This is a genomic window from Pseudomonas sp. BF-RE-22, assembly GCF_019956155.1.
GTDB lineage: Bacteria > Pseudomonadota > Gammaproteobacteria > Pseudomonadales > Pseudomonadaceae > Aquipseudomonas > Aquipseudomonas migulae.
In genome coordinates this window covers 1-13,002 of sequence record NZ_JAHBDD010000050.1, presented here as the reverse complement: position 1 = coordinate 13,002, position 13,002 = coordinate 1, and the positions used below count along the sequence as shown (strand labels likewise).

Genomic DNA, 13,002 nt, shown 5'->3' with positions numbered 1-13,002 from the left:
GGCATCAGGCTCCGGCCGGGCCGTTGGCGGAACGCAGTTCCAGCGGCGCCGGCAGCGGGCGGCTCAGTTCGGCGCGCTCGCCGCGAAAGTGCGGCAGGATGTGCTCGCCCAGGCGATAGGCTTCTTCCAGATGCGGGTAACCGGCGAGGAAGAACAGGTCGATGCCGATGGCGTTGTACTCGCGAATCCGCGCCACGACATTTTCATAACTGCCCACCAGCGCGCAGCCCGGCGGAATGCCGATGTAGCCGAAGCCGGTCCATACATTCGGGTGGATGAAAAAGTCATCGAAACTCTGGGTTTCCGTCTTCTGCGCGAACTCGTTTTCATAACTAAGTTTGCGCGCGGTGCGCAGCCCGGCATGCGCGGCCACGGCCTTGACCGCGCCCCTGGCGATGCCTTCATCGAAGAAGCGCCTGGATTCGCTGCGGGCCAGTTCCTCGGTTTCGCGGGTGATGACGTCAATCGACAGACCGAAGCGAATGTCGCTGCGCCCGTACTTCAGCGCGCGCTCGCGAATGTCGGCGATCAGCGCGGCAATCTCGTTCGGGTGCTCGGCGCGCATCAGGTAGAAATCAGCGTGTTTGGCGGCAAATTCCCGGGCGGGAATCGACGAGCCTGCGGTGCAGATCAGCGGCAGCTCGGCTTTCTTCAACGGCCCGCGCAGGCCACCACCCTCGGCTTTGTAGAACTTGCCCTCGTAGTGGAAATTCTCGTTGTGCCAGTAACCCTTGACCACGTCCATGAACTCGATGGCGCGCTCATAACGTTCATCGTGATCACTGAAATCGCCGACCTGACGCTGAATCGCATCCGAACCGCCGTTGATGATGTTCCACACCAGCCGGTTGCCGGTCGCCCGTTGATAGGTCGCGGCCTGCTGCACCGCCACCCACGGCGTGTAGTGGTAGGGCTGGAACGCGGTGACGAATTTCAGCGTGCGGGTTTCCCGGGCCAGCAGCGAGCAGACCGTCCACGGTTCCTCGCCGGAGGGCGCGTTGACCATCAGCGCACCGCCGAAACCGTTGATCTCGGCAGCCTTGGCGATCTGCCCGAGGTAGTCGATGTAGGTGAAGTGATCGCCGACGCTGAACCCCGAGACGGCACCGGTGCTCGGGCCGCCACGGTGCCAGTCGCCACGGTTGCGCGGGTCGCCGGGGAGGAATTGGGTTTCGCCATGCAGGGGCAGGCGAGTGAAGAATTCAATACTCATGTCGAAGGCTCCGTCTTACTGCACGCTGGGGCTGCAGATCGGGGTGATGGGCTGGTCGTTGATGACCTTGTGCGCGAACGGCACCGAGTCCTTGAGCGAGGCGTTGACCGTTTCGCTGTGGCCCAGCCCTTTGTAGAGATGGCCTTCAACCACCGAGCCGGTCTTGCAGGCGTCCTGCATCAGCGCGACCTGTGTCGAGGCGGCCGGGGTTTTGTCTTCGGCGCCGGTGCCGATGAAGATCGGCTGGGCCAGTTTCAGCGTCGGGTAGGAAACCTGTTTTTGCCATGCGGCGAGCTGGTCGCCCTTGTAGTCTTTCTTGGCATTGGCCGGGGTCAGGCCGACGCCGACCACATCGCTGACCAGCGCTGCCAGGCAACTGGTGCGCGCTTGTTCGAACAGCGGCAGGGCCTTGTCGGTGTAGAAATCCTTGGGGTTGATGCTTGGGTCGTATTGCTGGGCCGCGAGCAGGGTGTAGAAGCCGTAGGCGAGGGATGCATCGACTTTGTTGACGTCCTGTTCGCCAACGTTTTTCGCGCCTACGGTATAGATCACTCCGGTGCCGATGCTGCCTTTGACGCCGAGGTCCGGCGCGTAGGTCGGGGCATAGGCCGCCGAGGCGAAGGCGCCCGCGCCACCCTGGGACTGACCGACGATCAGCACTTTGTTGGCCAGCCCCGGAACGCCCGCAACCACGGCTTTTGCCGCGTCGAGAATGCCGTAGGCGGCCATGCGATTGTTCAGCAGCGGGTGACCGCCGGGGACGCCGAGGCCCTGATAGTCGGTGGCGACGATGGCATAACCTTCATCCAGCCAGCGGCTGAGGTATTGCACGTCACGGTAGGAGCGACCTTGCCAGGACGGCGCGCACACATCGGCCACACCGACCGTGCCATGCCCCCAGCTGGCGACCGGCCAACCACCGGCGGGCGCCTTGCCTTTGGGCAGGAACAACGTGCCGGAGACCACGATCGGCGTCTTGTTGTCGATGCCGTCGGTGGAGGTGTAGAGAATCCGCTGCGCGCTGGCGGCGTTGGGCAGGCTCAGGGTTTTTTCCAGCGGCTCGCTGCGCAGCAGTTTGCCTGGCGTGGCCGGGATCACCTCTTGCCAGGTGTAGAACGCCGAGACGCGGCCATCGCCTTGCTGCGGGTCGGGTTTGGGGGCGTGGGCACCGGCGGCCATGGCACTCATGGACAGCGCCAGGACGCTCAGACCGAAAACGAATTGTTGCGGCAGTTTCATCTGGATTTCCCTATTCATGGATTGTTGCTGACCTGGCCGCGCAGGGCCGGCCAGTAGTCGGTGAGTTTCAGATCGATCAGCGCCTGGTTGGTGAAACCGGTGGCCAGCGAAGGGGTGATGTCGTAGGTGTCGCGAATCAGGTGGTTGGCCAGCGCATAGGCGGTCAGCGCCTGATAGTGGGCCTTGAGTTGCTGGTCGCTTTTCGGCGCCCAGCGGTCTTTCCAGGCCACGGGATCGTTCTGGTCGTCACGGCGCAGCACGCTTTCAGCGGTGCCGGCGCGGGAGGAGAGTTCGTAGTAGGCGTCCTGGTTTTGTTCCTGGGAGATCCACCAGGCGGCTTTGATCCAGGCGGTTGCCAGCAGTTGAGTAATGTCCGGGTGCTGCGCGACAAAACTGTCGGTGCCCCAGAGGTCTGAGACCAGACGCCAGTCGTTGGCGCCTTGCTTGGTCGACCAGATGATCTTGCCGACGCCTTTGTCTTCCAGCGCATAGGCTTCGCTGAGCAATACGGCCGCATCGACTTTGCCAGCGGACACCGCTGCGGCGCCGACTTGCGGATTGAGGTTGGCGATCTTGAAATCGTCGAGCTTCAGGCCCTTGCTGGCGAGGAAGTTGCTGAACGCGAACTCCCACGGACGACCGCGATGCAGGGCCAGGCGTTTGCCCTTGAGGTCATCGATGCTGTTGGCGCTGGAACCGGCGGGCACCACCAGATAGATGTTGTTGCCGCTGCCACCGGGCACGATCAGCTTGCCCGGCACACCGCCAGCCCCGGCAATCACGGAAGGCAGGTCGCCGCGCACGGCAAAGTCGATGCTGTTGTTGCTGAAGCCTTCGTTGATCTGCGGCCCGGCGCCGGCGTGGGGCAGGGCGATCCAGTCGAGCTTCACACCGCGCTGCGCCAGTTGCTGTTCCAGCCAACCGTCCTCGATCACCCGCCCGGCGATCCCGCCGAATACCGGTTTGCCACCCTGCGTATACGCGACGATAGCGATCTTCACCGACGCCGGTGCCTGTCCGGCCAGCGCCGTGGCACTGAGCAGAAACCCGGTCAAGGCGACCAGGCTGTTGCGCCAGAAACGTTTCATTGAACTCTCCCTAAATGGCTATTGGCGAAACACGGTCTTTGTAGGAGCCGGCTTGCCGGCGATCTGGCCTTCAAACCTTGCGGCGTTTCTGCGGACGCCATCGCCGGCAAGCCAGCTCCTACAGGGTTTTGCGGTGTCCGATGCTGCTGCGTTGTGAACACAGTCTTTGTAGGAGCCGGCTTGCCGGCGATGAGGCCTTCAAGCCTGGCGGCGTTTTTGCCGACGCCATCGCCAGCAAGCCGGCTCCTACAGGGTTTTGCGGTGTCCGATGCTGCTGCGTTGTGAACCCAATCCTTGTAGGAGCCGGCTTGCCGGCGATGAGGCCTTCAAGCCTGGCGGCGTTTCTGCCGACGCCATCGCCAGCAAGCCGGCTCCTACATGGGAATTGCGGCGCACCTCTTTTCCAGCGTTGTGAACACAATCCTTGTAGGAGCCGGCTTGCTGGCGATGGGGCCTTCAAACCTTGCGGCGTTTCTGCGGACGCCATCGCCGGCAAGCCAGCTCCTACAAAGTTTTGCGCTGTACATGGGAGAGAGCAGATTGCATGCCACTGCGCTGAAAACGCGCTGCAGGCCGCGCAGGGACTGGGTTTCAGGGCGAGGGGAGGGAACTGCCGGGAGCGTGGGGTGTTGATGTGCAAGCAGGCCGGTGCGTGCCAATTGCTGCTCCAGCAGCAGGCTGGCAGCAGTTGCGTTGCATATGGTTTTTGGGAATATATAAATACTAATTAAGAATTTTTTAGTCTAAACAACTTCATGCACTATTGAGCACGCGCTTTTACTGCCAGGAATGCACCATGTCGCTGATCACTCATCCAAACGCTCGCGAATTGACCAAGTCGGTGCGGGCCACCGTCCTGGTGTTCAAGGACCCGCGCTCCCAGGAATTGCTCAGCCGCATCGAGCGCCTGGCGCCCAGTGAAGCCAACACATTGATCATTGGCGAGACCGGCACCGGCAAGGAACTGGTCGCCCGGCATATCCACAATTTGAGCCGCCGCGGACGCGAACCCTTCGTGGCGGTGAACTGCGGAGCGTTTGCCGAAACCCTGGTGGAAAGTGAGCTGTTCGGCCACGAAAAAGGCGCCTTCACCGGCGCCACGACCAACAAGGCCGGGTGGTTCGAAGCGGCCAATGGCGGCACGCTGTTTCTCGATGAAATCGGTGATCTGCCGTTGAACATGCAGGTCAAACTGCTGCGGGTCTTGCAGGAGCGCGAAGTGGTGCGCCTGGGCTCGCGCACGCCGATCCCGATCAACGTAAGGCTGGTGGCTGCAACCAACGTCAACCTCGCGGATGCGGTCGTCGCCGGGCATTTTCGCGAGGACCTGTTTTACCGTCTGCACGTCGCGACCATTCGCCTGCCGCCCTTGCGCGAACGACCGGGCGACATCCTGCCGCTGGCCGAGTTTTTCCTTGAAGAACATTGCCAGCGCCTGGGCTACAACCGTGCGTCATTGAGCGTCGAAGCTGAACGCAAACTGCTGGAGCACAGCTGGCCAGGCAACATCCGCGAACTGGAAAACTCCATTCACCACGCATTGCTGGTGTGCCGCAATCAGCGGGTCGCCCCGGCGGATCTGCACCTGGTGGACATGCGTTCCTCCGGCATCCGCCAGGAACAGGCCAGCCAAACCAGCCACGCCGTTGCCGGCCCGGTGGACCTGGAAGCCGCCCTCAACGCGCTGTTCGAACAGAACATCCCGGACCTTTACGAACATATCGAAGAAACCATTTTCCGCGCGGCGTACCGGTTCTGCCACGGCAACCAGTTGCAGACTGGACGCCTGCTGAACATCAGCCGCAACATCGTCCGGGCGCGGCTGGAGAAAATCGGGGAGTTGAACAAGACACTGGCGGTGGAGGAATAGCCCTCGTCGTCGCTTTATTTCTGATTCGTCCACTCACAGCGAGCATTTCATGGCAACTCCCTACAAGCGTTCAGCGTTGACCCTCCTGGCGGCCTCCCTGGCGGCGATGAGTGCGTTACTCAGTCCCGGCGCGCAGGCCGAAGGCAAGATCAGCATCGCCCAGCAATTCGGCATCGGTTACCTGATTCTGGATGTGGTCCGCGACCAGCAACTCATCGAGAAGCACGGCAAGGCCCAGGGCCTCGACATCAAGGTCGACTGGAACAGCATTTCCGGTGCCACGGCGATGAACGAAGCGCTGTTGGCCGGCGCGCTGGATGTGGTGTCGGCGGGCGTGCCACCGATGCTGACGATCTGGGATCGCACCAAGGGCAAACAGAACGTCAAGGCGATTGCCTCGCTGGGGTCGATGCCCAACTATTTGCTGACCAACAACCCGAATGTGAAGAGCCTGAGGGACTTCACCGAGAAGGATCGCATTGCCGTGCCTGCGGCCGGGGTAGGGTTCCAGTCGCGCACCTTGCAGATCGAAACGGCCAGGCAGTTCGGCAATGACCACTACAAGAAATTCGACGACATCTCGATCAGCCTGGCCCATCCGGATGCGACGGCGGCATTGATCGCCGGGGGTTCCGAGATCAACGCGCACTTCTCCAGCCCGCCGTTCCAGTATCAGGAATTGCAGAATCCCAACGTGCACAAGGTGCTGAGTTCCTACGACGTGCTGGGCGGCCAGGCTACGTTCAATGTGCTGTACACCACGGAAAAATTCCACGACGAAAACCCGAAAACCTACAAGGCGTTTTACGACGCATTGGCCGAAGCGGAAAAAATCATCAAGGCCGACAAATCCGCCGCCGCCCAGACCTACATCCGCGTCGAACAATCGAAGCTGGCCCTGCCGCTGGTTGAGAAAATCGTCAACGATCCAGAGATCAACTTCACGGTGGTGCCGCAGCGCACGGCGGTCTACGCCGAGAAACTGCAGGAACTGGGCGTACTGAAGAACAAGGCGGCCAGCTGGAAGGACTACTTCTTCGAAGAAGCACACGGCGGCGCCGGCAGCTAAACACAACCCCCTTGTAGGAGCCGGCTTGCTGGCGATGGCGTCCTCAGACACGCCGCAGGGTTTGAAGGCCTCATCGCCAGCAAGCCGGCTCCTACAGATCTGTGTTTTCACGCCGTCGCGGTGGCAAATGCCGGCCATAAAACTGACCTGAATCAACCCGAATGGCACGGCAATACACAGGGGGATGGCCGTTTGTCATGCGTATGGTTATGCTCGCATCGTTTTGCATTTGCCAATCATTAACAACCACAGTGATGTCATGAGCCAATCAGAGACGCGTGCGACTGCCCTTGCGCTGTATCCGGAAGATTCCCGCGAGGCCGCGGCGCTGCTCAAACAAGCCATTCCGCTGATGGTTCGTCACAACATCCCGCCCAATCCGGTGCATTACGCGCTGTGGTACACCTACAGCAAAGGCCTGGACCCCGAACTCAATCGTCACCTGGACCGGGTGGTCAAAGACTTCGATTGCTTCCCGCCGGAATCCGCCACCCGGCTTTTCCGCGACTACATCATTCGCGACGAGCTGGAAGAGGCTCGCGCCGGGCAGCAACAGGCGATCAATCTGGTGGACGACATGCAGCGCGACGTTTCGCGCAGCGTCGAGGGCAATCTCAACTTCCAGAGCAGTCTGGGACGTTGCCTGGAAATGCTCGAGTCGCCCGTCAACGAGCGTTTGCCGGGCATTTTGAGTGAGCTGCAACAAAGCACCCAGCTGATGCACAGTCAGCAGGAACAGTTCCTCACCCAACTGCACTCCGCCCAGAGCGAGATCAAGAGCCTGCGCAGCAAGCTTGAGCGTGCACAACTGGCGGCCACGCTCGATGGCCTGACCGAACTGCTCAATCGCACCGCGTTTACCCGTTTGCTGGAGCAGGCGCTGAGCAATGAGTCCCAGGGCGTCGCGCTGGTCATGCTGGATATCGATCACTTCAAGCAATTCAATGATCAGTACGGTCACCCATTGGGTGACCGAGTGCTGCAGCATGTCGGGCAGGTGTTGCGCAGTTCGCTGCCACCCCACGCCACAGCGGCGCGTTATGGCGGTGAAGAGTTCTGCGTGATTCTGCAACACTGCGCCGACCTGGCGAGTGCCGCTGTTTTTGCTGAGCAACTGCGGGTGAAAGTACAATCGTTGCGGATCAAGGCGCGGGTTGATGGCAAGGTACTCGATACGATCACGGCATCCTTTGGCGTGGCTTTCGCGCAACCCGGCGAGAATATGGACAGCCTCCTGACCCGCGCCGATGACGCGCTCTACCAGGCCAAGCGCGCTGGGCGGAACCGGGTGCATCGCTAAGCACTGAAACGCCTTTCAAGCCGCCGACCCGATCCATTTGGTGACGGTGGGCGCTTGCCACTGTTCGAGCGCGTCGAGCAGTGCCGCCGGGTCGGTATTGAACATCAGCATCTGGCTGTGTTCGGTCTTCATGAAACCTTCCTTCACCGCATGGTCGAGCAGGCTGCGCACCGGGTCGAAAAAACCGCCGATGTTCAGGCAAGCGACGCCTTTGTGGTGTTCACCCAATTGGGTCAGGGTTGCCGCTTCAAACAACTCCTCAAACGTCCCCAGCCCGCCGGGCAATGCGATGAACGCATCCGCCGATTCGCTCATGCGCGTCTTGCGGCTGCGCATGTCTGGCGTCACTTCGTGTTCGGTCAGGCTGCCATGAAGATGCCCAAGGTCGAACAGCAAGCGCGTGATGATGCCGAGCACTTCACCGCCCTCGGCGAGTACGGCATCGGCCATCACGCCCATTAAACCCTTGTCGGTACCGCCATAGACCAGGCGTATGCCGCGTCTGGCGATTTCCCGGCCGAGGGCCTGGGCGCCTGCCACGTAGTCGGGGTTGAAGCCATAGTTGGAGCCGCAGAACACAGCGATGCTGTGGAGTGGGGAAGAGCTGGGCATCGGATTATTCCGGGTGGTGGTCGGTGGCCGATGATGCGGTGAGATGGGTAAGGCGGACAGGTCCATGAGTCAGCCGCTTGATTGGGCCATGACTGGTTTTTTGTGTTGTTCTCAAGGCCGCCTTCGCCAGCAAGCTGGCTCCTACAAGGGTTTTGCGGTGCACGCAAAACCCTTGTAGGAGCCGGCTTGCCGGCGATAGGGCCCTGGAATCTGGCCCCTACATCAACGCCAGAATCCGTTTTCCCAACTGCTCGGCAGTCTCTTGCGAATCAATGTTGGCAAACCCGAGCAACAGCGCGGAATCGGTCTCGTCATGCACACGCCAATCGGTCAACGCTTCAGCGTAGAGACCGGCCGCCAACAAGCGCTCGACCAGCAATCGGTCGGACTGTGCCTCCATCAGCCGCAGAATCAGATGCATGCCACCCGGCTGCGGATCGATGCGGATGCGTTCCCCCAGGACTTTCTTCAATCCGCGTGCCGTCGCTTCCCGACGTTCGCCGTAGAGCTTGCGCATGCGCTGGATATGGCGCGCGAAATGCCCCTCGGTCATAAACGTGGCGACGATGGCTTGGGTCAGTTCCGGACAACCGCCGAGAAAGGTTTCGCTGACATGTTCGAAGCGTTCGACCTGCGCTGGCGGCACCACCAGGTACGAAAGGCGGATCCCCGGAAACAGCACCTTGCTGAACGTGCCGGCGTAGAGCACCCGGCCATCACGGTCCAGGCTTTTCAGCGCGGGCAGGGGACGGCTGACGTAGCGGTATTCGCCGTCGTAATCGTCCTCGATAATCCAGGCCTGCTGCCGGCTGGCCCACTCAAGCAATTCCAGTCGGCGCGGCAGTGACAGCGACACGCACAGGGGACTTTGATGTGCCGGTGTGACCACCGCTGCTCGTGCGTCCATCGCGCTGCTCACCCCTTGCGCGACCTGCATGCCGTCCTGATCCACCGGCACGGGGGCAACCTTGATCTGAAGATGCGCCAGCAACTGGCGGGTCGGCAGGTAGCCGGGGTCTTCCACGAGCACACGGTCGCCGGGCTTGAGCAGCGTGTGAGCGATCAGTGCCAGTGTGTTGCGGTATCCCGAGGTGATGAACACTTGCGCGGGCGAGCAGGTAATGCCCCGTGAGACTTGCAGGTAAGTGGCAATCGCCGTGCGCAACGATTCCAGCCCCAACACCGACGGATTGGCCATGTCGGGAATGCGCGTGGCGCGCACGCAGCGTGCGCCGATCTGCGACCAGATCTTTCGCGGAAAGGCATCCAGCGCGGGCAAGGCCATTTGAAAGGGCAGGACCGCTGCCTTGTGCCTGATCGAGGCGCTGGCGGTCGCATTAAACGGGTGTTCCGTACGCGCCGAAGGTTTCCTGCCGCTGACCCCCGGCGCCACCACGGTGCCCGCCTGACCCCGCGACAGCAGATAGCCCTCCGCCGTCAGCAGTGAATACGCGGTGTCGATGGTCCCCCGCGCCAGACCAAGCTCTTTTGCCAGTGCCCGGGCCGCAGGAATCCGGTCCCCGGGGGCGAGCAGTCCGTCACTGATCGCGCCGCGGAACCGCCAGTAGATTTGCCGGTAGATCGGCTCCGGCGAGGTCGGATCAAGGGGTGAGAAGTTTTTGATTTGAAGGGTCATTGGCCTCGCCCGTGTCGTGCGCAGAAAAATGCGCTTGTAGTGCCTGGCCCGCCTTGTCCCTGGCGGCGGCGACGGCCTGCGGGCCCATGGCGGTTCCCTCTACGGAGAAAAAATTCACGTCGTGCAGCCCGATCATACCCAGCACGGCGGTCAGGTACGGCGTGAGAAAATCCGGTTGCCGCGGGGTCATTCCGGAAAACCTGCCGCCAGAGGACACTGCAACATACACCGGGCGGTCCTGCAGCAGGCTGGTTTTGCCTTGCGCACCGACATTGAACGTGCGTCGGACCCGAGCGATGTGATCGATCCAGAGCTTGAGTGTCGAAGGCACGGTGAAGTTATGCATCGGCGTACCAATCACCAGCATATCGGCGCTGTGCAGTTCCTCGATCAGCGCTTCGGATCGGGCGATAGAGCCTGTCTCTGTGACATCGGCGGACGCCTGTTGGGAAATCGCGTAAGGCTCGTCGATAGGGGACAGCGCGTCACCACCGACCACCCGCTCGATCACGGTTGCCGCTGGATGGGCCTTCAGCAAAAAGCCAATGATGTTTTTCGACAGCCGATAGCTTTCGGACGCTTCGCCGCGAGGGCTGCAAGTAACGTGGAGGATTTTCATGATTCACCCGGTTTGAACTGTGTGGAGGGAATCATTCTATGAAGCTCATGACCCAGGCCAAAGGTCCATGAATCCGGTTAATAACTGGGCCATGATTGCCGAATCATGGCCCATGACTCAAGGCCGATCATGGACCTTATCAACAAGGCCAAGACACGACACGATGAAGTCCCTCAACCAGCAAACACAAGGACTCATCATGAGTAATCGTCTCGACTACGCCAAGGCTTCACCTGAAGGTTACAAGGCTTTCGGCGGGGTTTATGTCTACCTGCAGAACAGCGGTCTTTCCCACGAGCTGATTGACCTGGTCTATCTGCGGGTGTCGCAAATCAACGGCTGCGCCTTCTGTATAGACATGCATTCCCGGGACCTGCTCAAGCTCGGCGTCAGCGTAGAAAAACTGGTGTTGGTGCCGGTATGGCGTGATGCCGGTTCAGTCTTCAGTGCCCGCGAACGCGTTGCGCTGAGCTGGGCGGAAACGGTGACTCGCGTGGCGGAAACCGGCGTTCCCGATGCCGACTATGCCGCTGCGTCTGCCGAATTCGGCGATAAGGAACTGGCAGACCTGACGTACGCGATCGGTCTGATGAATGCTTTCAACCGGTTCGGCGTGACGTTCCGGGCGAAACCCGCCGCTGCCAACAACGCCTGAACCATCCCCTTGAATCAATAGAACTCGCCGGGTGGTCACGCTCGGCGGGTTAACCAAAGGAGTTAACACCATGGCTTGGTCACTGCTTGGCATCGCCGGCATTCTCGAAATTGCCTTCGCGTTTTTCATGAAGGGCTCAGACGGATTTACCCGATTGACCCCGGGACTGCTGGCAGCCGCGACCGGTTTGTCCAGTGTCTTTCTGCTTTCACTGTCGCTGCGAACCCTGCCCGTCGGCACCGCCTACGCGGTGTGGACCGGAATTGGCGCGGCGGGCACCGCGATACTGGGGATGGCGGTGCTGGGCGACGCCACCACACTGCTGCGGATACTGTGCATCCTGGTCATCCTGGGCGGTGTTATCGGACTCAAGCTGGTCACGGGAAACTGAGAAGCTTTGAAATAAGGCATTTTGCTGGCCCCGAAGCCCGAAAGTTACAGACAGAATCACTTTAATTTCAGGTGGTTAGGGCTGGCTTTAAATGCGCAATGTATGGATTACGCTGATTTCGTTAGGCTTGGCTGGCATCGCCGTTTCCGCCCAGGCCAAAGACCTTCAAGCCAATGACCGGTATATGTGCAGCTGGGGCGCGGGCACTGCAGCCAGAGCCCAGGAACTCAAACTGGCCGGCGTTTCGCTGTACGCCGCCCGCCAGAAATTACAGACCTACAAGTTCAGCAAACCGTGGATGCGCATGACGGCCATGGGTATTACCGAGCAAACCTACGACAGCCCGTCGCGGATCAAACCCGCGGCACTGCGCCAGAGTTTCTACGAAGATTGCGTGCGCTTTAAGTTGGCGCGCAAATGACCGAGTGACCTACAACCCGTCTTCCATCAGCTTCAGATACTCGGGGCTGTCGGAGATCGAATTGTGCCCCACGCCAGGAATAACCTTCAGGGTCGCCACACCTTTGGCGAAATGCCCGTAGAGTTTTTCCGTGCTGGAGGGCGGGATGACTTCATCCTGCCCGGCCGCGAGCAACAGCGTCGGTATCGAGATGTGCTCGGCGTATTTCCACGATTCGAACTTGTCCTGCAACAGCCACTTCACCGGGAATATCGGGTACTGGCGGACGGCGAGCTCTTCAAGGCTGTTGTAGGGGGTGATCAGGATCAGTCGGGAGGCCGGGCGCTGACTGGCGAGGCGCACGGCGACGCCCGAGCCCAGGCTGCGGCCGACCACGGCGATGTGGGGATGGGTGTCGTAGACTTTGTCGAACAAGGTCAGGGCATCGCGGGAAATCGCCTCTTCGGAAGGTGAACCGGTGCTGCCACCGAAGCCCCGATAGTGCAGCAAGTACAGGGCATGGTCGGGGAATGCCTGGGAAAATACGGGCAGGTTGCGCGAAACGTCCTCGGCATTTCCACCAAAATAGATCAGTGCATTTGGCCCGTCGTGCGGTTTGACGGTGACCTGCACCTGTGCGTCCGCCACCGATAGCGTGAGCCGCGTTTCGGGCGCCCCGAGCGCGGCGGGTTGCGGGAAGTAGATCAGGGCACGCTGGAACACGAACAGCGCGACGCAGAGCGCCAGGTACAACGCGGTAACGATGACGATGAGATACATCAGGGTGCGCGACATTCGGTTAGCGTGAGTGGGTGGCATTGACTGCTCTGGGCCTGAGGACCGCGACGGCTTGATCGCTTTCAGAGTGTAGTTGAATCACGGTGGGGCCCTTGGGGGTGTGGTTTTTGAG

General features: G+C 60.9%; 13 protein-coding genes. 6 read left to right on the top strand and 7 right to left on the bottom strand.

Annotated features, from left to right (window positions below; translation table 11 throughout):
• Positions 1 to 4: 4 nt before the first annotated feature.
• The 3 genes from KGA82_RS22095 to KGA82_RS22085 are packed head-to-tail and all read right to left on the bottom strand — an operon-like array spanning position 5 to position 3,540.
• A complete protein-coding gene (locus KGA82_RS22095; RefSeq protein WP_223452532.1) occupies positions 5 to 1,213 on the bottom strand; it encodes an LLM class flavin-dependent oxidoreductase in 1,209 nt (402 codons plus the stop codon).
• A 15-nt stretch (positions 1,214 to 1,228) separates the two neighbouring features.
• Entirely contained in the window at positions 1,229 to 2,452 is a 1,224-nt protein-coding gene (locus KGA82_RS22090) for a lipase family protein (RefSeq protein WP_032828708.1), read from the bottom strand.
• 14 nt (positions 2,453 to 2,466) lie between these two features.
• On the bottom strand, positions 2,467 to 3,540 hold the full coding sequence (locus KGA82_RS22085) for an ABC transporter substrate-binding protein (protein ID WP_008028127.1): 1,074 nt from the start codon (positions 3,538 to 3,540) through the stop codon (positions 2,467 to 2,469).
• 796 nt (positions 3,541 to 4,336) lie between these two features.
• Here KGA82_RS22085 and KGA82_RS22080 point away from each other — a divergent pair.
• The 3 genes from KGA82_RS22080 to KGA82_RS22070 all read left to right on the top strand — a co-directional run bounded on the left by KGA82_RS22080 (position 4,337) and on the right by KGA82_RS22070 (position 7,779).
• Positions 4,337 to 5,410, top strand: a complete 1,074-nt coding sequence (locus KGA82_RS22080) for a sigma-54 interaction domain-containing protein (RefSeq protein ID WP_008028129.1) — start codon at positions 4,337 to 4,339, stop codon at positions 5,408 to 5,410.
• A gap of 49 nt (positions 5,411 to 5,459) precedes the next feature.
• The gene (locus KGA82_RS22075; RefSeq protein ID WP_223452531.1) at positions 5,460 to 6,479 is read left to right on the top strand and encodes an ABC transporter substrate-binding protein; all 1,020 of its coding nucleotides are present in this window, start codon (positions 5,460 to 5,462) and stop codon (positions 6,477 to 6,479) included.
• A 259-nt stretch (positions 6,480 to 6,738) separates the two neighbouring features.
• Positions 6,739 to 7,779: a GGDEF domain-containing protein gene (locus KGA82_RS22070; protein ID WP_223452530.1), complete on the top strand. Its 1,041-nt coding sequence runs from the start codon at positions 6,739 to 6,741 to the stop codon at positions 7,777 to 7,779.
• Between the two features lie 15 nt (positions 7,780 to 7,794).
• Here the strand turns inward: KGA82_RS22070 and KGA82_RS22065 are convergent, their stop codons facing one another.
• The 3 genes from KGA82_RS22065 to KGA82_RS22055 all read right to left on the bottom strand — a co-directional run bounded on the left by KGA82_RS22065 (position 7,795) and on the right by KGA82_RS22055 (position 10,646).
• A complete protein-coding gene (locus KGA82_RS22065; RefSeq protein ID WP_223452529.1) occupies positions 7,795 to 8,391 on the bottom strand; it encodes a TIGR00730 family Rossman fold protein in 597 nt (198 codons plus the stop codon).
• A 217-nt stretch (positions 8,392 to 8,608) separates the two neighbouring features.
• Complete coding sequence (locus KGA82_RS22060; RefSeq protein WP_223452528.1) at positions 8,609 to 10,027, bottom strand: PLP-dependent aminotransferase family protein; 1,419 nt, start codon at positions 10,025 to 10,027, stop codon at positions 8,609 to 8,611.
• The gene (locus KGA82_RS22055; RefSeq protein WP_223452527.1) at positions 9,993 to 10,646 is read right to left on the bottom strand and encodes an FMN-dependent NADH-azoreductase; all 654 of its coding nucleotides are present in this window, start codon (positions 10,644 to 10,646) and stop codon (positions 9,993 to 9,995) included. Before KGA82_RS22055 ends, KGA82_RS22060 begins: the two co-directional genes overlap by 35 nt.
• Positions 10,647 to 10,845: 199 nt before the next feature.
• Here KGA82_RS22055 and KGA82_RS22050 point away from each other — a divergent pair, with 199 nt between their 5' ends.
• The 3 genes from KGA82_RS22050 to KGA82_RS22040 all read left to right on the top strand — a co-directional run bounded on the left by KGA82_RS22050 (position 10,846) and on the right by KGA82_RS22040 (position 12,113).
• Positions 10,846 to 11,301: a carboxymuconolactone decarboxylase family protein gene (locus KGA82_RS22050; RefSeq protein ID WP_008041147.1), complete on the top strand. Its 456-nt coding sequence runs from the start codon at positions 10,846 to 10,848 to the stop codon at positions 11,299 to 11,301.
• 70 nt (positions 11,302 to 11,371) lie between these two features.
• On the top strand, positions 11,372 to 11,692 hold the full coding sequence (locus tag KGA82_RS22045; RefSeq protein WP_008041149.1) for a DMT family transporter: 321 nt from the start codon (positions 11,372 to 11,374) through the stop codon (positions 11,690 to 11,692).
• 91 nt (positions 11,693 to 11,783) lie between these two features.
• A complete protein-coding gene (locus KGA82_RS22040) occupies positions 11,784 to 12,113 on the top strand; it encodes a hypothetical protein (RefSeq protein WP_008041150.1) in 330 nt (109 codons plus the stop codon).
• 9 nt (positions 12,114 to 12,122) lie between these two features.
• Here the strand turns inward: KGA82_RS22040 and KGA82_RS22035 are convergent, their stop codons facing one another.
• Positions 12,123 to 12,911: an alpha/beta hydrolase gene (locus KGA82_RS22035; RefSeq protein WP_223452526.1), complete on the bottom strand. Its 789-nt coding sequence runs from the start codon at positions 12,909 to 12,911 to the stop codon at positions 12,123 to 12,125.
• Between the last annotated feature and the right edge of the window lie 91 nt (positions 12,912 to 13,002).

Coding starts and splice junctions, on each gene's coding strand:
- KGA82_RS22050 (WP_008041147.1), top strand. CDS start 10,846: ATGAGTAATCGTCTCGACTACGCCAAGGCTTCACCTGAAGGTTACAAG.
- KGA82_RS22080 (WP_008028129.1), top strand. CDS start 4,337: ATGTCGCTGATCACTCATCCAAACGCTCGCGAATTGACCAAGTCGGTG.
- KGA82_RS22090 (WP_032828708.1), bottom strand. CDS start 2,452: ATGAAACTGCCGCAACAATTCGTTTTCGGTCTGAGCGTCCTGGCGCTG.
- KGA82_RS22085 (WP_008028127.1), bottom strand. CDS start 3,540: ATGAAACGTTTCTGGCGCAACAGCCTGGTCGCCTTGACCGGGTTTCTG.
- KGA82_RS22040 (WP_008041150.1), top strand. CDS start 11,784: ATGCGCAATGTATGGATTACGCTGATTTCGTTAGGCTTGGCTGGCATC.
- KGA82_RS22055 (WP_223452527.1), bottom strand. CDS start 10,646: ATGAAAATCCTCCACGTTACTTGCAGCCCTCGCGGCGAAGCGTCCGAA.
- KGA82_RS22070 (WP_223452530.1), top strand. CDS start 6,739: ATGAGCCAATCAGAGACGCGTGCGACTGCCCTTGCGCTGTATCCGGAA.
- KGA82_RS22095 (WP_223452532.1), bottom strand. CDS start 1,213: ATGAGTATTGAATTCTTCACTCGCCTGCCCCTGCATGGCGAAACCCAA.
- KGA82_RS22045 (WP_008041149.1), top strand. CDS start 11,372: ATGGCTTGGTCACTGCTTGGCATCGCCGGCATTCTCGAAATTGCCTTC.
- KGA82_RS22075 (WP_223452531.1), top strand. CDS start 5,460: ATGGCAACTCCCTACAAGCGTTCAGCGTTGACCCTCCTGGCGGCCTCC.
- KGA82_RS22060 (WP_223452528.1), bottom strand. CDS start 10,027: ATGACCCTTCAAATCAAAAACTTCTCACCCCTTGATCCGACCTCGCCG.
- KGA82_RS22065 (WP_223452529.1), bottom strand. CDS start 8,391: ATGCCCAGCTCTTCCCCACTCCACAGCATCGCTGTGTTCTGCGGCTCC.
- KGA82_RS22035 (WP_223452526.1), bottom strand. CDS start 12,911: ATGCCACCCACTCACGCTAACCGAATGTCGCGCACCCTGATGTATCTC.